Raw genomic sequence first — 21153 nt, forward strand, 5'->3', positions numbered from 1 at the left:
TTTTTGTGTAAAAGATTGATTTACAAGCAATAAACGAAGAAATAAACTATAAAATAAACAAAATTTTTGGAAATACGACATAGGTAGAAGGGAGATTAAGATGAATAGAGAAGAAAGAGAAGAACGCTTGTCCCAATTAAGGGCACAATATGACTTATATAAAAGTCGTCCTTTTGAATTATCTGTTGCGAGGGGTATACCTTCTAAACAACAATTAGCCTTATCTGAAGCATTAATTAATGATGTAGATATAGAAGAGGTTATCAGTGAGGACGAAATTGACATCCGTAATTACGGCGGTCTGTATGGGATTAAAGAGGCTAGAGAATTGTTCGGTTCTTTAATGAATACCTCTCTTGAAGAAACCTTTGTTGGTGGAAATTCCAGTCTGCAATTAATGTATGCTGTCTTAAATCATTTTATGTACACGTCAGATAATCCTTGGTCTAAAGAAGAAACCGTTAAGTTCTTGTGTCCGAGCCCAGGTTATGACCGTCACTGGTTCATGTTGGAACACTTGGGGATCGAAATGATACCTGTTCCTTTAACCGGACAAGGGCCGGATATGGACACTGTTGAAGAGCTTGCTTCGAGCGACCCGGCTATTAAAGGTATATTCGTTGTGCCAACTTATAATAACCCAACAGGAGAGACGATTTCAGACGAAGCAGTCGATCGTCTGGCTCAAATGAATACGGCTTTTGAAGACTTTATTATTCTGTGGGACAATGCATATGTGGTACATCATTTTAAAGAAGAGAAAGAAGTGGCTAAGGATATTTTGGAAGCGAGCAAGCAGGCTGGTTTTCCTAACAGACCGATCCATTTTGTTTCAACTTCTAAAATGACTTTACCAGGAGCTGGAGTAGCGGCTATTGGAACTAGTGCAGAAAGATTAAAAGAGTTGGCTAAAACTTTCAGTAAACAGCTCATTAGTTTTGATAAAATTAACCAGAAACGACAGGTCACCTTTTTGAAAGATAAAGAAACCATCGAGAAACATATGGAGAAACACGCTGAGATATTAGCTCCTAAATTTGAATGGATCGATGCCATCTTTTCAGCCTTTTTTGATGGGGATAGAAAAGAATTCGTGGAATGGACGAAACCGAATGGCGGGTATTTTGTTCACCTGACGACGCAAGATGGATGTGCAACGTCTATCGTTTCCAAAATGAGAGAAATTGGTATACAATTAACTGAAGCTAATGCTGCTTATCCTTATGGAAATAACCCTAGAGATAACAGTATTCGGCTCGCTCCAAGTAACGTCAGTCTAGACAATTTAGAAATCATTTTAGAAGTCTTATGTGTCTGTATTGAGTTAGTTACTTTGGAAAAACAGGAAGATTCAGAATAATACATTGGGAGGAATAAAGGATGTCTAAAGGAAGTTTTGGTTTAGGAATAGCATTAGGAGCACTTACAGGAGCAGCTCTCGCTTACTTATTTGCCCCTCAATCAGGAGAAGAGTTTCAGCGTGACATGAAGCATAAAATGCGCGATATGAAAGATAAAGCTGTTGTTGGTCTAGATGATGCGATTATCGATGCAGAGATTTGGTTTGACAGAAAAATGGCTAACGAGGAAGAGCAAGTCGAACCTATTCGATATGAACGTCACCCTGATCATGTGGCTCCAGCTCCATCTTACACAGAATCTCCAGACGTATTTATAGAAGATTAGAGAAAAGAGTTATCTTTTCTCTCTCTTTTTACCGATGTAAGAATATTTATACCTTTTAATGTATAAAATAAGCATAGAAATTCAGGAGGAAAATAATGAGTCGTCTTTTTAATGTGACATCAGAAATTACTCCCCTCAAAAGCGTCCTGCTTAGACGGCCGGGGAAAGAAGTAGAAAACTTAATACCGGATACCATGGAAGAATTATTATTTGATGATATCCCGTATTTGCCTATCATTCAAGAAGAACACGATGCCTTTGCAGAAGCCTTACGCAGTAACGGAAGTGAAGTTGTCTATTTGGAACAGTTAGTAGCGGAAGCCGTTAAACATCCTGAAGGCAAAAAGCAATTGATTGAAAAAATGATTAAAGAGTCCGGTGTAGGAGTAAAAAAAGCTCAGGAAGCTTTAACGGAATACTTTAATCAATTAGATGACTTTGATATGGTTCAGAAAATGATGGCTGGAGTCCGATCTGATGAAGTGGATTTCCAGTCTAAAGACTTAAGTTGGCTAACAGATAGACCTGAGGAGTCTCTCTTTTTAATGGATCCCATGCCCAATCTGTATTATACGAGAGATATTGCCAGTATTTTAGGAAAAGGAATATCGATTAACCAAATGACTTATCCCGCTCGTAAAAGAGAATCCTTATTTATGGAAACGATCGTCAACTACCACCCTGATTTTAAAGATTTACGGGTTTGGCGAGACCGGTATTCAGAGACCTCTATTGAAGGAGGAGATATTCTTGTCTTAAGCGAAGAAGTTCTTGCAGTTGGTGTATCTCAAAGAACCTCAGGTCGGGCAATCGAAGAACTGGCCCGTTCTCTTTTCAAAGCAGATAGTTCTTTCAAAAAAGTTTTGGCAATTGAAATTCCACGTGTACGAGCCATGATGCATTTGGATACAGTCTTTACTATGGTAGATAAAGATGCTTTTACCATCCATCCGGGTATTCAGGACATTAACAAAAAGATGTCTATTTACTCCTTAGTTCCTTCTTCTGTAGAAGGAGAATTAGAGGTCACTCACCATACCGATTTAGCGAAAGTTTTGAAAGAATCGCTTAATAGTGGGGAGATTAATCTGATCCCAACAGGCAACGGGGACCCTATTGCAGCACCTCGCGAACAGTGGAATGATGGATCGAACACCTTAGCCATTAAACCGGGTGTAGTCGTTACGTATAACCGTAACTTTGTTTCTAACGAACTGCTAAGAGAAAACGGCATTCAAGTCATCGAAATTCCATCCAGTGAGCTCTCACGTGGACGTGGAGGACCAAGATGTATGAGTATGCCTTTGCTTCGTGAATAAACTTACAGAAAAAGAACCAAATCTAGTCCTTACAGATAGATTTGGTTCTTTCTTTTATTTACTGGATTGCTGATCGCCGTCTTTAGTGTAAGGAATTACGTTTGACTCTTTATTTTCAGCTATTTCTTTTGCACGTTCAACAGCATCGCTTTTGTTATCATAAGTGGAGTCTGGACGCTTGGCTTCTTTCGTTCGCACCACCCATTGATCCTCTTCGTAATAAACGAGAACATCATTATTCAACAACTCTTCATTACTCGAGTCATCATGGTCATCGTCTTTCTTTGGGGCAGGTCCATGTTTGAACGATTGAAGCTCGTCTTCTGACGCATTTTCCGCCCATTCTTTCGCTTGCTCAGTAGCAATAGGTATCGCTCGATTATCGTCATACCCATTAGCTTCTAAAGCATTCGCAATATCGATGGCTTTCTTCCGAACAACATGATCCAAATTTTTAAAGGAATCTGGATAATCATTCATATCCCAAGGCACATCATTCACCCTTTCATCTTTTGTAGTTTCGTTATATCATAAATAAAGGAATAGCTCCATCAATAAGCATAGAAAAGGAAAGAACAATATGAAAAAAATAGAAAAGGCCCAACTCTTTTTACAGAACCATTTAGATGTGTTTCAGTGTCCCGTTTGTCACTCTCCATTTAAAGAAATAACTGACTTTCAGTTGAGCTGTCAGGAGAATCATCACTTTGACTTATCCAAGAAAGGGACACTTCACTTCTTATTGAAGCCTGTTCAGTCGGATTACACAAAGGAGATGCTGCTGTCCAGACAACGAATCGCTCACAGTGGGTTTTGGTATCCTATGCTAGATGAAGTCTTTAAACAGATTAAAACTACTGAAGGTGTGCATTTAGATGTCGGATGCGGCGAAGGGGCACACAGTCACTACTTAAAAACACGCGGACTAAACGGTCTGACTATTGCTTTTGACATCTCCAAAGAAGGGATTCAATTAGGTGCTGCAACGTACGACGACCTCTTTTTTCTAGTGGCAGATTTAGCCCAGTCGCCTTTTTCAGAGCAGTCCTTCGATACAATCATTAATATTTTGTCTCCTTCCAATTACAAAGAATTTAAACGACTGCTTAAGCCAGTGGGCCAAGTCATTAAAGTCGTGCCCGGAAAGAACTACCTGAAAGAGTTAAGGGAAGTAAGCGGGAAGGATTCTCGAGAGTATTCAAATACCGAAGTCATTAGAAAGTTTGCAGAGGTATTTCCGGACTATACTCACATTCCTGTCCACTATACCCATACACTGGAAGACGATGAAATCAGAGATTTTATTCAAATGACTCCGTTAGGTTGGCATGCAGAATGGAACGAAAATATGAAGAAACAGTTGAAGCGTATAACTATTGATATGGTTATATTAGTTGGCCAAACGAGTCATTGGTGATTATTATTAAAAATGAGTAACGAGATTGGTTATTAATTCAATTTATTTCCTTGTATTCTATTTGGAGTCATGCTATTATAATACTCATAAGCTCATTTGAGTCATTGGTTTTTATCAGTCAACCCATCAGAAGCTGATAAAAATTTGTGAACCCCAAGGGCTTCACTAACGTATTGTTTCGCAGTGCTGGACACCGAAGCAATACGTTTTTTTTGTTCTCCATTTAAAACGCTTACTTGTAAAAGTTTCTTCTTATATATGGGGGAATTAGTGTATAATAGCAACAGATACAGGAGGAGAGAATATGGATATTGTAGTATTAGCTGGCGGATATAGCCACGAAAGAGAAGTTTCCTTAAGTTCCGGAAGTTTAATTGCCAATGCCTTAATGGAAAATGGCCATCGTGTTATTTTGTTGGATCTATATTTTGGAACCAAAGAAGCGGCCTCATTTGAAGAAGCTTATCACAAACTAAAAAAAGAATCGTACCACTATAAAGTTGAAAAGCATATACCTGATTTAAAAGCTTTAAAAACACAAAAAGAAAAACCAAATGAATTAATTGGAGATAATATTATACCCATTTGTCAAACAGCCGATTTAGTGTTTTTATCTTTACATGGAGAACTTGGCGAAAACGGTCAAATACAAGCTGTCTTTGATTTATATGACATTACGTATACAGGTACAGGCTATTTAGGTAGTGCGATTGCCATGAATAAAATATTGGCTAAAGAAGTCATGCGCCAGAATGGTGTCTTAACACCTGAATGGGATGTCTTAAAAGAAGGCGTGACAACCACATCTATGAGTGTACCGTGCGTCGTTAAACCGGATGCCAGTGGATCGAGTATAGGTGTGTATATCGTTGAAAATGAAGAAGATTTAGAAGAAGCAATCATGAAGGCAAAAGAGTACTCACCAACGGTGTTAATTGAAGAAAAAATTGAAGGCAGAGAGTTTTCTGTTGGGATTTTAGATCAGCAAGCCTTACCAGCCATTGAAATCATTCCTAAGACAGGTTTTTATGATTATGAAAATAAATACCAAGAAGGAGCAACAGAAGAAGTATGCCCAGCTGACATCAGTGAAGATATCTCGGACCGCATGAAAGAGATTGCTTTAAAAGTGCACCATGCTTTGCGATTGGAATATTATTCACGTACCGACTTCATGGTGACAGAAGATGGTCGCATCTACTGTATTGAATCGAATACTTTACCAGGGATGACCCCGACTAGTTTATTCCCTCAAGAAGCTGCCGCAGTGGGTATCTCTTATAATGAGCTATGCGATAAATTGGCTCACTTGACGCTATAAAAGTAAGTCTTTGAAGAAAGGAGAGCATGAGATGAGTCAAGCTTTAAAGCAGAAAATTATCGATAAAGCCAAGGACATTGGAATTGATAAAATTGGTTTCACCCATGCCGAACCTTTTTACTCCTTAGAAGATAAATTAATCAAACAACAGGAAAAAGGCCATCATTCAGGCTTCGAACATAAAGTGATAGAGGAACGTATTTATCCGGAAAAGATCTTTGATGAACCCAAATCGATCATTGCCATTGCTCTGGCCTATCCTTCTAAAATGAGAAATAAACCGCCTCGAGTCAAGGGCGAGCGCAGAGGAGAATTTGCTCGCGCTTCTTGGGGAGTGGATTATCACGTCATTTTGAGAGACCGAATGAATCAGCTGATTGAGTATATCAAAGAAGAAGCCCAGGCAGAAGGAGGACTAGACGTTGATTTCAAGCCAATGGTTGACACAGGCGAATTGGTAGACGTCGCGGTTGCTCAAAGAGCGGGGCTGGGTTTCATTGGACGAAACGGGTTACTCATTACGGAAGAGTTTGGTTCTTATGTCTATTTGGGAGAAATTATAACGAATATTGAATTTGAGTCGGATGAAGAAGTGCCTTTTGGATGTGGAGACTGCATGAGATGTGTCGATGCCTGTCCAACTGACGCTTTGCTCGGAGATGGACGCATGAATGCCCAGCTCTGCCTGTCTTATCAGACGCAGACGAAAGACTATATGCCCGAAGAGTTTCGTCGGAAAATGGGACATGTGATTTATGGATGTGACATTTGTCAAATAGTCTGTCCCTATAATAAAGGGAAGGACTTTCACTTTCATGAAGAAATGGAACCCGATCCGGAAAATACAAACCCTGAGTTAAAACCTTTATTAACTATTTCAAACCGTGAGTTCAAAGAAAAATTCGGTGAACTGGCCGGTTCTTGGAGAGGAAAGAAACCTCTTCAGAGAAATGCCATTATTGCTTTAGCCAATTATCGGGATTACTCCGCTGTTCCTGACTTGTTGAATGTCATTGATAGCGACCCGAGACCGATGATTCGCGGGACGGCTGCTTGGGCACTATCTAAAATTATGACAAGAAGACCAAATGAAGATGTATTAGAATTTTTAGAAGAAGCCGTTTTAAAAGAGACTGAAGAAGAAACAATAAAGGAATTCAGAGGAGCTATTGAGGATTTAAAAGAAGCTTTAGCCAAAAGAAGAAAGTAAAGGAGATTTTTGTTTGACGAATCATATTGCTTTATTTGAACCGCTCATTCCAGCCAATACAGGGAATATCGCTCGCACATGTGCAGGCACGAATACAACCCTGCATTTAATCGAACCCCTTGGCTTCAGCACAGATGATAAGTACTTGAAAAGAGCCGGATTAGATTATTGGAATGATGTCACGATACGCCACCATAAAAATTTAAGTGCGTTTCTGGAAGAAGTAGGAGAGAGTCCGCTTTATTTAATATCGAAGTTTGCTGATCAAGTATACTCGGACGTCGATTATACAGACACAGAAAAAGATTACTATTTTCTTTTTGGAAAAGAAACAACAGGTTTGCCTGAAGAATTTATGAAAGAAAATCGTGAGAAGTGTTTACGTATACCTATGGATGACACACACGTCAGATCTTTAAATTTATCCAATACTGCCAACATTATCATTTACGAAGCATTAAGGCAGCAAAACTTTGCAGGACTTGAAAAGGTTCATACGTATGAAAATGACAAGTTAAAATAAATCGAAAGCATAACCTTCGGGTTGTGCTTTTTTTAATGAAATTGAGAACCCAATCATTTGGAGAACCTTTAAACTTTCGAGTGAGGGGGAAAGCGACTAATCCCATCATACGAATGCTTGAAAAATGATGGAATGATAGGGAATGAGCCTTTCCTTATCATTCGAACTTTTAAATAACTTCGGTATGATATGAAAGCACCCTTTATTCATCATATCAGAGCCAAAAAAAGTATTAGATGAGGGTGAACCGTTTTCATTCTCTTAATAACAACTTTTTACCCCCCTTTACTCATACTTCTAGAATATAAAAAGAGAGACAAACCGATTAAGGTCTATCTCTCACGTTCAAATTTTTTACGATTAAAATTTAGATAAATAGAGCATACTATTTCTCAGGACTTACATTTCGTTTGGTGACTCGACACCTAAGATACGTAAATCTTCTTTTAAAATTTCGGTTATGGCATACACTAGAGCTAAACGCGCTTCTTTTTCTTCATGCTCATCCAATACACGGACATTGGCATAGAACTTGTTAAAGGCTTGTGCCAGATGAACGGCATGCTTAGCAATAATAGACGGTTCAAAATTGTCATAGGCACGCTTGATGGTGTCAGGGTATTCTTGTAAGAGCTTGACAACTTCCCAGCTGTAAGCGTCTGATAATTGATAGGCATCAGATGCCTGGAAGGTTTCTTGACCCGCTTTTCTCAAGATACTCAAGGCACGGGCACGAGTATACTGGACATAAGGGCCTGTTTCGCCTTCAAACTGAACCACTTCTTCAATAGTGAAATCAAAGTTGTTTAAGCGGTCATTTTTCAGGTCATGGAAGACAACGGCACCGACACCGACTTGCTCAGATACACGTTCTTTATTTGGCAGGTCTGGATTCTTTTCTTCAATCTGTTGAAGAGCTTGAGCTGTTGCTTCATCCAGGACATCTTCCAGTAAAACAACTTTCCCTTTACGAGTGGATAATTTCTTGCCATCTTTCGTAATCAAACCGAATGGAATATGGTGAATATTATCTGCCCAGTCAAATCCTAACTCTTTTAAAACAGCTTTCAGTTGTTTGAAGTGGTTGGATTGTTCTTGACCGACTACGTAAAGAGATTGGGCAAAGTCATAGGTTTCTTTTCTGAATAGGGCAGCAGCTAAGTCACGTGTCATGTAAAGCGTCGCACCGTCGGACTTCTTAATTAAAGCCGGATTTAAATCATACTTATCTAAGTTGACAATGTGAGCACCTTGATCGACAGTCAGTAGTTCTTTTTCATCCAGTAAATCAACCACACGGTCCATTTTATCATTGTAAAATGCTTCGCCATTATAAGAATCAAAGGCGATATTTAATCGTTGATAGACTTTCTCAAACTCTTTCAAGGACTCTTCTCTAAACCATTTCCATAAAGCGACAGCTTCCTCGTTACCTTGTTCTAATTTTCTAAACCAGGCACGTCCTTCATCTTCTAACGTATCATCTTTTTCAGCTTCTTCATGGAACAGGACATATAATCTGAGTAATTCTTTGATAGGCTCTTCTCGAACATCTTCTTCAGAACCCCATTTTTTATAGGCCGTGATGAGTTTCCCGAACTGTGTACCCCAGTCACCTAAGTGATTGATACGAACAGGGGAATAGCCGACTTTAGTTAAAATGTTTGATAGGGCATTCCCTATAACTGTGGAGCGTAAATGACCCATAGACATAGGCTTGGCAATGTTTGGTGAAGACATGTCAATCGGAACTTTCCCGTTCTCTCCGAAAGTATGATTACCGAAGTCTTCTTTTTTCTCTATGACTTCTTTTAAGACAGCACCAGAAACCACCTTTTTGTCTAAGAAGAAATTAATGTAAGGTCCAACAACTTCTTTTCTGTCAATCACGTCTGCGGAAATAGATTCAGCTAATTCAGAAGCAATTTGTGCAGGGTTCTTTCTGAATAGTTTAGCCAGTTGGAAAGTAGGGAAGGCTACATCCCCATGATCGGTATGTTTTGGCTTTTCCAATAAGAGTTTTATCTCATTTAATTCCAAGTGTTCACTTAATTCTTTATGGATTGCATCTGCAATCAATTGCTTATAGTCCAAGAATAGACCTCCTAATGTATTTGTTCTTCAATTATAAACGAAATAGAGCTGTGTGCATAAAAAAAGGGCTGTTTTTGAATTATCCAAAACCCAAGCCATCTCGATAATTATAATGATTCGCACTTGTATTATAGCAAAGCTCTTCTCAGCTGGCAACTTTTACTTGCATTAGTTTTCATAAAAAATAGTGAATAAGTGGATTAAAAGAGGGCGTAACTGATGAATGTTTATACGTTTTGAGGTATACTTATTTTAAACATAACTTAAAATATGTGGGTAATGGACGATATATAGTAAAAGGAGGGAGTGGTTAAGGTGAAAAAAGCGGAAAGACAAATGATTATCAAGCAGATTATACTAAATAATGATGTCGGGACTCAAGAAGAACTGCTAAACTATCTGAGAGAACAAGGGGTAAAAGCAACTCAGGCAACGATATCAAGAGATATAAAAGAACTGAATTTAATTAAAACAAGTAATCCAGAAGGTGGATCAAAATACACGATCTATCAAAACACAGAAATTACGGTTGAAGATAAGCTGGTCTCTACATTGAAAAGTGTCGTTGTTAAATATACCCAAGTACAGTTTATGAACGTGGTTATGACTCTGCCTGGTAACGCTCATGTCATTGGAGCCCTAATTGATGATATCGAGTTCCCTGAAATTGTCGGGACTGTAGCTGGGAATGACACCATCCTTCTCATTTCTAAAACAGAGGATGATGCGCATACGATATACACTTACCTAGACAATTTATTGGCAGATGTGATTGATGATTAAAAAGAGAGGGGCAATCTTTTATTGTCCCTTTCTTATTTTAAAAAGGAGAGGAAAGAATGAGTAAAGATACATTGTTAGCGTTACAAAACGGATCGGATATTAGAGGGTTTGCATTAGATACGGATTTACATAAGAAAAACCTGAACGAAGAAACGATTAAAGCTATTGCTTCAGGTCTTATCCAGTGGTGGCTGTCTCATAACAAAGGTGACATGGATGAGTTAACGATTGCTATTGGACACGATAGTCGACTAACTGGACCTGATATTAAAGAGTGGTTATCCGAAGTCTTTGTCGGCTTAGGTGTTCAAGTGATTGATGTGGGCTTAGCTACGACACCCGCTTTGTTTATGTCTACTCAGTATGAGGATTTTTTGGCTGACGTGGGCATAATGATTACGGCGAGTCATTTACCTATGGAATACAATGGATTGAAATTCTTCACAAATGAAGGCGGTTTAGAGCATGACGACATCCACAGCATCTTAACCTTTGCCGAGGGGGAAACAGGTCTTTCCGCTCAGTCGAAAGGAAAGATAGTTCACAAAGATTTGCTGAGTGTATACGCCAAAGACTTAGTATCTAAAATAAGAAAGGCCTTAAAAGTGGGAGAGGAGTCTCAACCGCTTGAAGGACGGAAGATACTGGTGGATGCTGGAAATGGTGCGGGCGGCTTTTTTGCAGAGAATGTGCTTAAGCCTCTAGGAGCGGACACGACTGGGAGTCAGTTTTTAGATCCAGATGGGACGTTTCCGAATCATGAACCCAATCCAGATAATAAAGAGGCAATGGTTAGTCTGTCTGATGCGGTCCTTAGACATGAAGCTGATTTAGGAGTTATTTTTGATACGGATGTTGATCGATCCGCTATTGTAGATAAAAATGGAAACAGTATTAATCGAAATAATCTGATTGGGTTAATTGGAGCGATTGTATTAGAAGAAAACCCTGCTTCTACCATTGTGACGAACTCACCCGTATCTGACCATTTAATCGACTTTATTGAGTCAAGAGGCGGTAAAATAGACCGATACATTTCCGGATACCGCAATGTGATTAATCGGGGGATTGAGTTAAACAATAAAGGCGTAGATTGTGCGCTTGCTATCGAAACGAGCGGGCATGCGGCTCTGAGAGAAAATTACTTCTTAGATGACGGAGCCTATTTAGCCGCAAAAATCATTGCTAAAGAAGCTGAGTTGTCTCAAAAAGGAAAAGGGGTTACGGATATCATTCAGTCACTGAAGCAACCGGCGGAAACGAAAGAAATTCGCTTTGTTATTCAGTCAGAGAGTTTTAAAGAAAGAGGCATGGAATTGTTAGAACTCTTTGCGAAATGGCTGAATGAAACAGATGGATTTGAACTAGTCTTAGACAATCTAGAAGGAAAAAGAAGTCACATACAAGATCCTTACGGAAAAGGGTGGCTCTTGCTACGAATGAGTTTACATGAACCGAAATTAGTTTTACAGATTGAAAATGATGTTAAAGGAATGATACCTATAATTGAAGAAAAATTAAAAGAGTTTTTCTATTCTTTCAAAGAGTTAGATACAACACAGCTATCATAAAGAGAAGAGCCTGTTGAATGTGCTAACACAATCGAGCAGGCTCTCAGTCTTATTAAGGGTTCCATACCCATTTTCGTCCATCTTTTTCAAGTAAATCAAAGGCTTCTTTCGGCCCCATGGAATTGGCAGGATATAACGGGATTGGTTGATCCGACTCTTTCCACGCCTTTTTTATTGCATCAACAAACTTCCACGATTCGGCCACTTCACCCCAATGAGCAAAATGCGTTTCATCGCCGATGAGTACATCTAAAATCAGCTTTTCATATGCTTCTGGACTTTGTTCAATGGTTTCTTCGGAACGCAACGAGCGAAGCGGAAGAGGAGTCAAATCCATTCCAGGCCCAATTTTTTTATCATTTAAAAAGAGCTCCACGCCTTCTTTAGGACCTAGGTGAATGGTTAGATGGGTAGGCGATTCATCAAATAACTCATTGTCCGTCTTTTTCCAAACCACATCTACACGAGACATTTTTTCTTTCAGTCGTTTTCCTGTTCGGATATAAACCGGCACATCTCGCCACTCGTCTGTATTAATCGTTAATTTCCCAGCCACGAATGTATCAGTCATGGACTCGGTATCCACTTTATCTTCTTCTCTATAGGCAATGAGAGAGCCATCCTCTGACTCAGCGTACTGGCCTCTAATAAATTCAGGAGACGATACATCACTCATATCTGGTTCTTTAAGGGCTTTTAAGATGTGAATCTTTTGATCTCTCACATCTTCCATAGTGAACGATTTCGGTGGGTTCATCGTTAATAAAGCGACCACTTGCATGACGTGGTTTTGAACCATATCTTTTAAAGCACCCGTTTTATCATAATATTCTCCGCGCTCTTCTACACCTAAATCTTCACTTAATGTGATTTGGATATTGTCAATGGAAGAGGCATTCCAGGAATCAGTGAATAAACGATTGGCAAAACGCAATGCTAGAATAGTCTGAACCATTTCCTTTCCTAAATAATGATCAATCCGGTAAAGCTGGTCTTCGTCAAATGAAGCATTGATTTCATCATTCAGTTCCTTCGAACTTTCATAATCCGTCCCAAACGGTTTCTCAATGACGACGCGATTAAACCCATTGTCTGTTACTAATTTCTGTTCTTTTAAATGCGATGTAATGGTGCCAAAAAAGCTAGGAGACATCGACAAGTAAAAGATGCGGTTTCCTTCTAACTGATACTCTTCATCTAACGAATCAGCCAAGCGTTTTAAAGTGTGATAATGTTCCGTATCCTTCACATTATGAGACTGATAACGGAAATGTGAAGCAAATGCTTTTGCATGATCGTCTGAATCTGCAATATCTTGAATCGCGTCTCTCACAACATCTTGATAATACTCATCCGACCACTCACGACGAGCTGTACCTATAACAGCGAAGTGTTCAGATAAGTATTCTTTTTTGTATAACCGATACAAAGCCGGATACAGTTTCCGTTGCGCTAAATCACCGGTTCCCCCAAATATAATAAATAATGCTTTATTTTTCTGAGACATTTTCTCCCTCTTTTCTAGTTAGGACGCAAGCGTCACATACTTCTGCTTTCTATTTTACGTTTATTTAGGATATGAATCAACTATTCATTGTTTAACCTTAAGAAATTAAGGTCAGGATAACTGCAATGTATATGATTTGAAATGAAGAAATGTCTTCGATAAGGTGAGAGTAGATGGAGAATTTACAGAAAGGGTGGAACGATGAGCAACTATACTGAACTTGATTTAAACTTTATCGGTGGTAATTGGACTACAGGAACAAGTGAAGAAGTTATAGAAGTGACAGACCCTTATACTCAAGAAAAACTACTGACGATACAAGCGGCATCAAAAGAGGATGTATACAAAGCTTACGAAAGTGCTAAAAAGCATCAGGTCAAGTGGGCTAAGACAGGACCTTATGAAAAAGCAGAAATTATACGGAAAGCGATTAGAATTGTTGAAGACAGGAAAGAAGAGTTTTCCGACTGGCTCATAAAAGAGGCTGGTTCGACTATTGCGAAAGCCAACTTAGAAATTGATTTAGTGATAGCTCAAATGAGATTGGCAGCAGAGTTACCTTTTCAAATGGAAGGGATTATCAATCAATCGATGATTCCTGGTAAGAAAAATTACTTGCTGCGAAAACCAGTAGGCGTTGTGGGAGTTATTGGACCTTTTAACTTTCCGATGAATCTGGCCATGCGATCAGTGGCGCCGGCTTTAGCAACAGGAAATGCGGTTGTACTAAAACCTGGACACCAGACACCTGTCACAGGAGGCACACTACTCGCAAAAGTATTTGAAGAAGCGGGACTGCCAGAAGGGGTTTTACAAGTGGTGCATCCTAAAATATCCGAAATAGGAGACTACTTCTACGAGCACCCAGTGCCTCAGCTTATTTCCTTTACTGGCTCAGATACCGTTGGGAAGCAAATCGGAGAAGTAGCTGGAAGATTAGTGAAAGAGACTATTCTGGAACTCAGTGGTAATAATGCCATGGTTGTTTTAGATGATGCGGATATGGATAAAGCAGTTAATGGAGCGGTTTATGGTCGCTTTATGCATAGTGGGCAAATCTGTATGGCAATTAACAGAATTATTATAGATGAATCGCGATTTGAAGAATTTACGGAACAATTTGTGGCTAAAGTGAAAGAATTAAAAGTTGGAGATCCGCGTGATGAGGAAACCATAATTGGACCTTTAATTGAAGAAAGCGCCGTTGAAGACTTGCTTGAAGCAGTAGAAGAAGCTAAAAAAGACGGAGCTGAAATTCTCCTGGAAAGGGAACGCGATGGCAATGTGTTATCACCTATTGTGGTGAAGGGAACGAATGATGTGGCTACGGCGAGAGACGAAATGTTCGGCCCTGTTGTAACGTTAATACCAGCTAAAGATGACGAACATGCTTTGGAACTAGCTAATGATACGGAACAAGGGTTAAGTACTGCGGTCACATCCGAAGATGAGAAACGAGCCTTTGCTTTTGCGGAACGCATGGAAACTGGAATGGTGCACATTAATGACCAAAGTGTCAATGACGAACCTTATATTGCTTTTGGTGGAGAAAAAGAATCGGGCATCGGCTGTTTCGGACGTGAACATTCCTTGAATGAGTTCACTACTTGGAAATGGATATCTGTACAGGATGAAGACAGAGAGTATCCAACAGACTAATAGTGAATTGAAGTTACCCTCCTAATAAAAATGGAGGGTGATTTTGTTTGGAGGGTATTTTTGAAAATAAAATGATAGCTTGTGGTCTCTAGCTTTGGTACAATGGTGGATAGAAAAGAAATGAGGAATAAATATGACACATCCATTTGAACGATTTAATTTAAATGAGTATTTAATAGAAGCCATCACAGAAATAGGATTTAAAGAACCGACTGATATCCAGAAAAAAATCATCCCGGAAATTAGCAAAGGAAGAGACCTTATCGGTCAGTCTCAAACAGGATCAGGTAAAACACATGCATTCTTATTGCCTTTGTTTAATCAAATTGACCCTGATAAACAGGAAGTCCAAGTGGTTATTACAGCGCCAAGCAGAGAATTAGCTGACCAGCTCTATCAAGCAGCTTCTCAATTAGCCGAACACTCACCCAAAGAGATTACTGTTCAAGCATATATCGGTGGAACAGATAAAAATCGACAAATCGAGCGGTTAAAAAACAAACAGCCTCATGTCGCTATCGGCACTCCTGGGCGTATGCTGGACTTGATTGAAGCCAATGCGTTGCTGACTCATACAGCCCCTTATATGGTCGTGGATGAAGCAGATATGACGTTAGACATGGGATTTTTGGAAGACGTAGATAAAATTGCGTCGCGTTTGCCAGACAAAGGACAGATGTTAGTCTTCTCAGCTACAATTCCGCAAAAGCTTCAACCTTTCTTAAAAAAATATATGCAGAATCCGATTATTATTGAAGTGGAAAATGAAACAGTTATTGCGGATACAGTAGAAAACTGGTTGATTTCAACTAAAGGAAGAAATGAAATTGAACTGATTTACAATCTTCTGACAATCGGACAACCGTATTTAGCGTTAATTTTTGCGAATACAAAAGATCGAGTGGATGAGATTGCATCAGGTTTAAAACAACAAGGTTTAGATGTCGCCGTCATACATGGAGGGGTAACCTCTAGAGAACGTCGCCGCGTGATGCGTCAGATTCATAATTTAGATTACCAATATGTGGTGGCGACAGATTTAGCTGCTAGAGGAATTGATATTGAAGGCATTTCCCATGTTATTAATGCTGAAGTCCCACAAGATCTGGATTTCTTTGTTCACCGAGTCGGACGAACAGGTAGAAACCAACTAAAAGGAACAGCGATTACCTTATATGGTCCAGATGATGAGAAGGATATTGAAGTCATCGAACAAAAAGGCATTACTTTCCAGCCAAAAGAACTGAAAAACGGGGAAATAGTGGATACCTATGACCGTAAGCGCCGAGAGCAGAGAAAAGGCCAGAATCAAAAAGTTGAAAATACATTTGATCCTGAAATCCACGGGATGAGAAAGAAAGCCAAAAAGAATATCAAACCGGGCTATAAGAAAAAAATCGAACGTAAAAAACAAGAAAAAAGAAAAAAAGCCAATCGCTTGAAAAAGAGATAAAAAGAAAGCATCCTTTGTTACTGAAAAGTAACGAAGGATGCTTTGTTTATTTATCTTTCGTTTTTGGTCTGAGTGACTTGAAAGACGTATAGATAAAATAAATGGAGAAGGCCAGTTTCAATTCAAAAGCAAGTGGAACAAAATACCCAAAGGCTTCAATGACTGAAATGACAAGAGTCGGAATGGATAAACTGACAAGAGCCACACGAGCGTTTTTTCTAAAAGGAGAACGGATTCTCTGCAGAGTCGCAATGATATTAGCAAACAAGGCAACAATCAGCCATTCATAAGCCAAAGAAAATGAACTAGCTATAAAGCCTATAATAAAAGTAAATAGCAGAACTAATGGCGAAAAGGTTCCAAGCTGCTGGAACAATCGAACTAAATTCTCCTGATTGAAGCCATCCAATTGATCGTAGGCAAGTGGGAGAGTTCTGCCTGTCACATTCAAGTAAAACCCGTCTTCGAGTAAGGCGACGCCCACAGGAACGCTCAGACGTTCAACATTGCTTTCTACTTCTTCAAGGGATATTTCTCCATTAGGATCAAAGAAAAAAAGAAAGGTATTGGTCTGGTGAATATACGATTCCTGATTATCAGTAACAAATTCACTGTTTTCAATTTCAAAAGCTGGGATATTTTCCGCAATTTCCTGTCCATCATCTCTCAAGTTAGTCATAACCGAAGTTAAAACAGTAGTCATTGAAAGAGTGATGAGTAAAGCTAAAAGAGCAAAGTAGCCCAACATCTGCTTTCTGGACATCTTTCTCGCTTTTATGACTTCTATAGGATTTATAAATCCTATTTTTAAATATTCACGCACACTTTTCATCCTCACTATAATTAACGTATGAAATCAGTTTACTTCTTAAAAATATAAAAATCAATGAGCATATCTATACTTTCGAAGTATATTCATACATTCTACTCATATTACTTACTTTTAAATAGAGATTCTATTTGCTAAATGTGTCAAAAATGTTAAAATGAGAATGTACGATAAATAGTAATAGGAGGAATGTTCATTATGACGTACAATTTACCAGAATTACCTTATGCATACGATGCTTTGGAGCCGCATATCGATGAGAAAACTATGCGCCTGCATCATGAGAAACACCACGGAGGTTACGTTACCAAGACGAATGCAGCACTTGAGAACCATCCAGAGTTAGCTGAATTAAGTATTGAAGAGCTAATGAAAAAATTGGATTCAGTTCCAGAAGACATTCAGACAGCGGTAAGAAACAACGGTGGAGGTCACGCTAACCACTCACTATTTTGGGAAATCCTTTCACCAAACGGTGGAGGCGAGCCAACAGGTGAGTTAGCCGATGCTATTAATGATGCCTTTGGAGGCTTTAACGATTTCAAAGAGAAGTTTGCTTCTACAGGAGCAGGTCGTTTCGGTTCAGGATGGGCATGGCTTGTAGTATCTGATGGGAAATTAGAAGTAATGGATACGTTAAACCAAGACTCTCCTTATTCTGTAGGTAAAACACCTATTTTAGGATTGGATGTCTGGGAGCACGCTTATTATCTAAATTATCAAAACAGACGTCCAGATTACATTGAAGCATTCTGGAATGTAGTCAACTGGGATGAAGTAGCTAAACGTTTTGAAGCTGCTAAATAAAATGTGGAATAAAACTGCGCATAAGGTGATGCGCAGTTTTTTCTTTTGGAAAATTTTAAAAAACTTTCACATAATCCTCACGAAAACCTCCTTTAACAAGTGGTATTTTATTCATTGATTTGGTAAACTAGTATGAGATTCCAAGCAGGGAATACAAGAAACTTTTAAGGATTCAGGAGGGACTTTAGTGAAGCGACCATCTCAAAATAGAAAAGATAAGAAAAAATCACATATCCCTTTTCGATTAAATTTACTTTTTTTCGTTGTCTTTCTTTTGTTTGCTAGCTTAATTTTACGATTAGGCTACTTACAGATTATAAGAGCAGATGAATATCAGGCAGAAGTGGATCGAACGGAAAGAACAACTATTACTGGAAGTGTTCCTAGAGGCGAAATATTTGATGCTAATCTCAGACGCTTAGTAGGAAATGAAGCACGTAATACTATTACGTATACAAGAGGAAGAAACGTTCCTGCTAGTCAGATGGCTGAAGTAGCCTATAATTTAGCAGAGTATATTGAAATGGATACTGCTACACCATTTAATGCGGATAGACAGTTTGATTTGACTATAAGAGATTTAAAAGATTACGTAATTGCTACTAATCAAGAAGACATACGTGAACGATTGACCTCAGAAGAGTTACGCTTGAGCGGGAATGAATCTTACCAAGCTATGCTTGATAGCGTCTCAGAAGATGAAATCAGTTCTTTACCCCAGCGTGATCTCACAGCTGCGGCTATATTTAAGAAAATGAATTCGGCTTATTCCCTCAGCACGGTGAACGTAAAGAATGAAAATGTGAGCCAAGAAGAAATTGCAAGAGTGAGTGAAAACCTTGATTCATTACCAGGTATCGGCACAGGGACAGACTGGGTGAGAATATATCCAGAAGGAGACATGCTTAGAAGTATTCTAGGTAATGTGTCTTCAGAAGACCAAGGTTTGCCAGCTAATAAGTTAAAAACATACTTAGCAAAAGGGTACTCAAGAAACGACCGAGTCGGTACAACTTTATTAGAAAGTCAATATGAAGAAGTGCTCAGTGGTACAAAGTCTCGGCTTGAAACAGAGACCAATACAAACGGGGATATTATAAACCAGATTGAACAGTATCAGGGGAATAAAGGTGATAACCTTATTTTGACGATTGATATTGAATTCCAAGAAACAGTTGAACAAATTGCTAAAGAGTCGTTAGCTTTGCGTGAAGGATTAAATGAAAGTATCTATATAGCAGCTATGAATCCTAAAAATGGAGATATTTTAGCGATGACCGGTCAGGCGTTGAATAAAGATGGGGAAGTGTCTGATGATACTCTCGGTATTGTTCAAAAGAATTTCGTAATGGGTTCCTCCATAAAAGGAGCCACTGTATTGTCGGCCTATATGGATGGCGTGTTAACCACATCAAATAACGTGATGGTAGATGAACCTTTAAACTTCAGGAGTACACAAACCATCAGTTCCTTATATAATCAGTATGGACGCGATGTGATCAATGATATAGAAGCTCTTGAAGTGTCTTCAAACGTGTACATGGCTAAATTAGCGATGAGGATGGGGGGAGTTTGGGAATATAAACCAAATGATACCCTCAATATAAATGGAAAACAGTTACTTGATAAGCAAAGACATTACTATAATCAGTTTGGTTTAGGAGTAGAGACAGGTATTGATTTACCATCAGAATCTACAGGCTATGCTGGAACCGTGGCGACACCAGGAGAAGGTTTATTCCAGTCATTTGGACAGTATGATACCTATACACCAATCCAATTGTTGCAGTACATTTCAACCATTGCAAATGATGGAGTAAGAATTGCTCCTCGTCTGGTTTCAGAAATTAGGGATACCAACCCGGAAAATGGAGAAGTAGGATCTTTGAAAACGGAAATCCCTCCTAAAATCTTAAATCATATTGATGTTGATGAAACGGCTATGGACCGCGTGCAGCAAGGTCATTATGAAGTGATTCACGGGAATAGAGGAACAGCACGCAGTGTGTTTGCCGGTGCGGAATATGAGGCTGCCGGTAAAACAGGAACGGCTCAAGCCTGGTTCTGGGATGATGATTTACGAAGAAATACTGCAGAAGTTGTTAATATGACTTTTGTAGGCTATGCCCCTTATGATGATCCTGAAATAGCTGTAGCCGTCGTTGTGCCTTATTTGCCTGCACGATCCAGTGAACGATCAAATAGAGAAAATACACGAGCAGCGAAAAGAGTCTTTGACGCTTACTTTAAAACAGGAGAATTCTCTCAAAATGTAACAGAGGAAGCTGAAGAAGAAACGGAAGAAATAGAAGATTTAATGAGCGATGAAGCAGATGACTAATCGTGTTTAGACCTAGGCCTAGTGCTTAGGTCTTTTTTTGCACAAAAAAATAGCTAAAAGATAATCGTTAGATCCTTTTAGCTATAATAAGAACTTATTTTGTTTCACGGTGCAATGTAACTTTGCGTTCACGTGGGCAATATTTTTTAACTTCCAAACGTTCAGTGTTGTTACGTTTATTTTTTGATGTTAAGTAGTTACGTTCTTTACATTCTGTACATTCTAATGTAACGTTTACTCGCATGATTGTCCCTCCCAATAATCCATGTTTTGCAGGCATAGGTATGAGTTTACCTGTAATGCCTTTCGCCTTGACTAGAATACCATGTTTAAATAAAAAATGCTACCTTTTTTTCTTGTCTTTACTCATGTTAGTCATATTTTTATTTCTAGTCAAGCAAATGATACCAGTTAGTAATATTTAATCCCTTTCAGGTCATATGAATTTGTGATACTATTTTAAGAGGCAAGAAATTATATAGAAAGAAGGAATAATTATGGAAATATGGATGATTGCAGGAGTCTTATTTGTGATTACCATCGCTTTATTCGTTTATTCACTTATAAAAAACAATATGATTGCTTCGCAATCTAAGCCATGACAGAAAAGAGAGAGTATCCTATAATTAACAT

At 38.8% G+C, this 21153-nt stretch carries 18 protein-coding genes; 13 read left to right on the plus strand and 5 right to left on the minus strand.

What is annotated here, in order from left to right; translation table 11 throughout:
* The first annotated feature begins 100 nt into the window (after positions 1–100).
* The 3 genes from ABDZ53_RS10435 to arcA all read left to right on the plus strand — a co-directional run bounded on the left by ABDZ53_RS10435 (position 101) and on the right by arcA (position 3005).
* Positions 101–1360, plus strand: coding sequence for an aspartate aminotransferase type Ic (locus ABDZ53_RS10435; RefSeq protein WP_343756281.1), 1260 nt, complete (start codon positions 101–103; stop codon positions 1358–1360).
* 20 nt (positions 1361–1380) lie between these two features.
* A complete protein-coding gene (locus ABDZ53_RS10440) occupies positions 1381–1686 on the plus strand; it encodes a YtxH domain-containing protein (protein ID WP_343756284.1) in 306 nt (101 codons plus the stop codon).
* Between the two features lie 95 nt (positions 1687–1781).
* Positions 1782–3005: an arginine deiminase gene (gene arcA, locus ABDZ53_RS10445; protein ID WP_343756287.1), complete on the plus strand. Its 1224-nt coding sequence runs from the start codon at positions 1782–1784 to the stop codon at positions 3003–3005.
* Between the two features lie 54 nt (positions 3006–3059).
* Here the strand turns inward: arcA and ABDZ53_RS10450 are convergent, their stop codons facing one another.
* Positions 3060–3497: a DUF2188 domain-containing protein gene (locus ABDZ53_RS10450; RefSeq protein ID WP_343756289.1), complete on the minus strand. Its 438-nt coding sequence runs from the start codon at positions 3495–3497 to the stop codon at positions 3060–3062.
* Between the two features lie 88 nt (positions 3498–3585).
* On the opposite strand from ABDZ53_RS10450, the gene ABDZ53_RS10455 reads away from it, so the two are divergent.
* The 4 genes from ABDZ53_RS10455 (at position 3586) to trmL (ending at position 7476) form a co-directional block, all read left to right on the plus strand.
* Positions 3586–4422 carry a methyltransferase domain-containing protein gene (locus tag ABDZ53_RS10455; RefSeq protein WP_343756291.1) on the plus strand — a complete coding sequence of 279 codons (837 nt, stop codon included), beginning with the start codon at positions 3586–3588 and terminating at the stop codon, positions 4420–4422.
* Between the two features lie 304 nt (positions 4423–4726).
* The gene (locus tag ABDZ53_RS10460) at positions 4727–5743 is read left to right on the plus strand and encodes a D-alanine--D-alanine ligase family protein (RefSeq protein WP_343756293.1); all 1017 of its coding nucleotides are present in this window, start codon (positions 4727–4729) and stop codon (positions 5741–5743) included.
* 31 nt (positions 5744–5774) lie between these two features.
* Positions 5775–6953, plus strand: a complete 1179-nt coding sequence (queG, locus tag ABDZ53_RS10465) for a tRNA epoxyqueuosine(34) reductase QueG (protein ID WP_343756294.1) — start codon at positions 5775–5777, stop codon at positions 6951–6953.
* 13 nt (positions 6954–6966) lie between these two features.
* Positions 6967–7476 carry a tRNA (uridine(34)/cytosine(34)/5-carboxymethylaminomethyluridine(34)-2'-O)-methyltransferase TrmL gene (gene trmL, locus ABDZ53_RS10470; RefSeq protein WP_343756295.1) on the plus strand — a complete coding sequence of 170 codons (510 nt, stop codon included), beginning with the start codon at positions 6967–6969 and terminating at the stop codon, positions 7474–7476.
* 399 nt (positions 7477–7875) lie between these two features.
* Here the strand turns inward: trmL and argS are convergent, their stop codons facing one another.
* Positions 7876–9570, minus strand: coding sequence for an arginine--tRNA ligase (gene argS / locus ABDZ53_RS10475; protein ID WP_343756297.1), 1695 nt, complete (start codon positions 9568–9570; stop codon positions 7876–7878).
* 315 nt (positions 9571–9885) lie between these two features.
* Here argS and argR point away from each other — a divergent pair, with 315 nt between their 5' ends.
* Both argR and ABDZ53_RS10485 read left to right on the plus strand, forming a co-directional pair.
* Positions 9886–10353 carry an arginine repressor gene (gene argR / locus ABDZ53_RS10480; RefSeq protein ID WP_343756299.1) on the plus strand — a complete coding sequence of 156 codons (468 nt, stop codon included), beginning with the start codon at positions 9886–9888 and terminating at the stop codon, positions 10351–10353.
* A gap of 56 nt (positions 10354–10409) precedes the next feature.
* Positions 10410–11924 (plus strand): phosphohexomutase domain-containing protein, encoded by a 1515-nt coding sequence (locus ABDZ53_RS10485; protein WP_343756301.1) that lies wholly within the window; start codon positions 10410–10412, stop codon positions 11922–11924.
* A gap of 52 nt (positions 11925–11976) precedes the next feature.
* Here ABDZ53_RS10485 and zwf read toward each other — a convergent pair whose 3' ends face one another.
* Complete coding sequence (gene zwf / locus ABDZ53_RS10490) at positions 11977–13431, minus strand: glucose-6-phosphate dehydrogenase (RefSeq protein WP_343756302.1); 1455 nt, start codon at positions 13429–13431, stop codon at positions 11977–11979.
* A gap of 201 nt (positions 13432–13632) precedes the next feature.
* On the opposite strand from zwf, the gene ABDZ53_RS10495 reads away from it, so the two are divergent.
* Both ABDZ53_RS10495 and ABDZ53_RS10500 read left to right on the plus strand, forming a co-directional pair.
* On the plus strand, positions 13633–15090 hold the full coding sequence (locus ABDZ53_RS10495) for an aldehyde dehydrogenase family protein (RefSeq protein ID WP_343756304.1): 1458 nt from the start codon (positions 13633–13635) through the stop codon (positions 15088–15090).
* 133 nt (positions 15091–15223) lie between these two features.
* The gene (locus ABDZ53_RS10500) at positions 15224–16543 is read left to right on the plus strand and encodes a DEAD/DEAH box helicase (protein WP_343756306.1); all 1320 of its coding nucleotides are present in this window, start codon (positions 15224–15226) and stop codon (positions 16541–16543) included.
* A gap of 46 nt (positions 16544–16589) precedes the next feature.
* Here the strand turns inward: ABDZ53_RS10500 and ABDZ53_RS10505 are convergent, their stop codons facing one another.
* Complete coding sequence (locus ABDZ53_RS10505) at positions 16590–17366, minus strand: DUF1189 domain-containing protein (protein ID WP_343756308.1); 777 nt, start codon at positions 17364–17366, stop codon at positions 16590–16592.
* Between the two features lie 204 nt (positions 17367–17570).
* On the opposite strand from ABDZ53_RS10505, the gene ABDZ53_RS10510 reads away from it, so the two are divergent.
* Together ABDZ53_RS10510 and ABDZ53_RS10515 are read left to right on the plus strand one after the other, a co-directional pair.
* The gene (locus ABDZ53_RS10510; protein WP_343756310.1) at positions 17571–18179 is read left to right on the plus strand and encodes a superoxide dismutase; all 609 of its coding nucleotides are present in this window, start codon (positions 17571–17573) and stop codon (positions 18177–18179) included.
* A 187-nt stretch (positions 18180–18366) separates the two neighbouring features.
* The gene (locus ABDZ53_RS10515; protein ID WP_343756312.1) at positions 18367–20520 is read left to right on the plus strand and encodes a peptidoglycan D,D-transpeptidase FtsI family protein; all 2154 of its coding nucleotides are present in this window, start codon (positions 18367–18369) and stop codon (positions 20518–20520) included.
* 94 nt (positions 20521–20614) lie between these two features.
* Here ABDZ53_RS10515 and rpmG read toward each other — a convergent pair whose 3' ends face one another.
* Entirely contained in the window at positions 20615–20764 is a 150-nt protein-coding gene (gene rpmG, locus ABDZ53_RS10520; RefSeq protein ID WP_343756314.1) for a 50S ribosomal protein L33, read from the minus strand.
* Positions 20765–21153 lie beyond the last annotated feature (389 nt).

Source organism: Alkalibacterium iburiense (genome assembly GCF_039521845.1).
In the GTDB taxonomy this organism is placed as follows: domain Bacteria; phylum Bacillota; class Bacilli; order Lactobacillales; family Carnobacteriaceae_A; genus Alkalibacterium; species Alkalibacterium iburiense.

Coding starts and splice junctions, on each gene's coding strand:
- ABDZ53_RS10435 (WP_343756281.1), top strand. CDS start 101: ATGAATAGAGAAGAAAGAGAAGAACGCTTGTCCCAATTAAGGGCACAA.
- ABDZ53_RS10440 (WP_343756284.1), top strand. CDS start 1,381: ATGTCTAAAGGAAGTTTTGGTTTAGGAATAGCATTAGGAGCACTTACA.
- arcA (WP_343756287.1), top strand. CDS start 1,782: ATGAGTCGTCTTTTTAATGTGACATCAGAAATTACTCCCCTCAAAAGC.
- ABDZ53_RS10455 (WP_343756291.1), top strand. CDS start 3,586: ATGAAAAAAATAGAAAAGGCCCAACTCTTTTTACAGAACCATTTAGAT.
- ABDZ53_RS10460 (WP_343756293.1), top strand. CDS start 4,727: ATGGATATTGTAGTATTAGCTGGCGGATATAGCCACGAAAGAGAAGTT.
- queG (WP_343756294.1), top strand. CDS start 5,775: ATGAGTCAAGCTTTAAAGCAGAAAATTATCGATAAAGCCAAGGACATT.
- ABDZ53_RS10485 (WP_343756301.1), top strand. CDS start 10,410: ATGAGTAAAGATACATTGTTAGCGTTACAAAACGGATCGGATATTAGA.
- zwf (WP_343756302.1), bottom strand. CDS start 13,431: ATGTCTCAGAAAAATAAAGCATTATTTATTATATTTGGGGGAACCGGT.
- ABDZ53_RS10495 (WP_343756304.1), top strand. CDS start 13,633: ATGAGCAACTATACTGAACTTGATTTAAACTTTATCGGTGGTAATTGG.
- ABDZ53_RS10500 (WP_343756306.1), top strand. CDS start 15,224: ATGACACATCCATTTGAACGATTTAATTTAAATGAGTATTTAATAGAA.
- ABDZ53_RS10510 (WP_343756310.1), top strand. CDS start 17,571: ATGACGTACAATTTACCAGAATTACCTTATGCATACGATGCTTTGGAG.
- rpmG (WP_343756314.1), bottom strand. CDS start 20,764: ATGCGAGTAAACGTTACATTAGAATGTACAGAATGTAAAGAACGTAAC.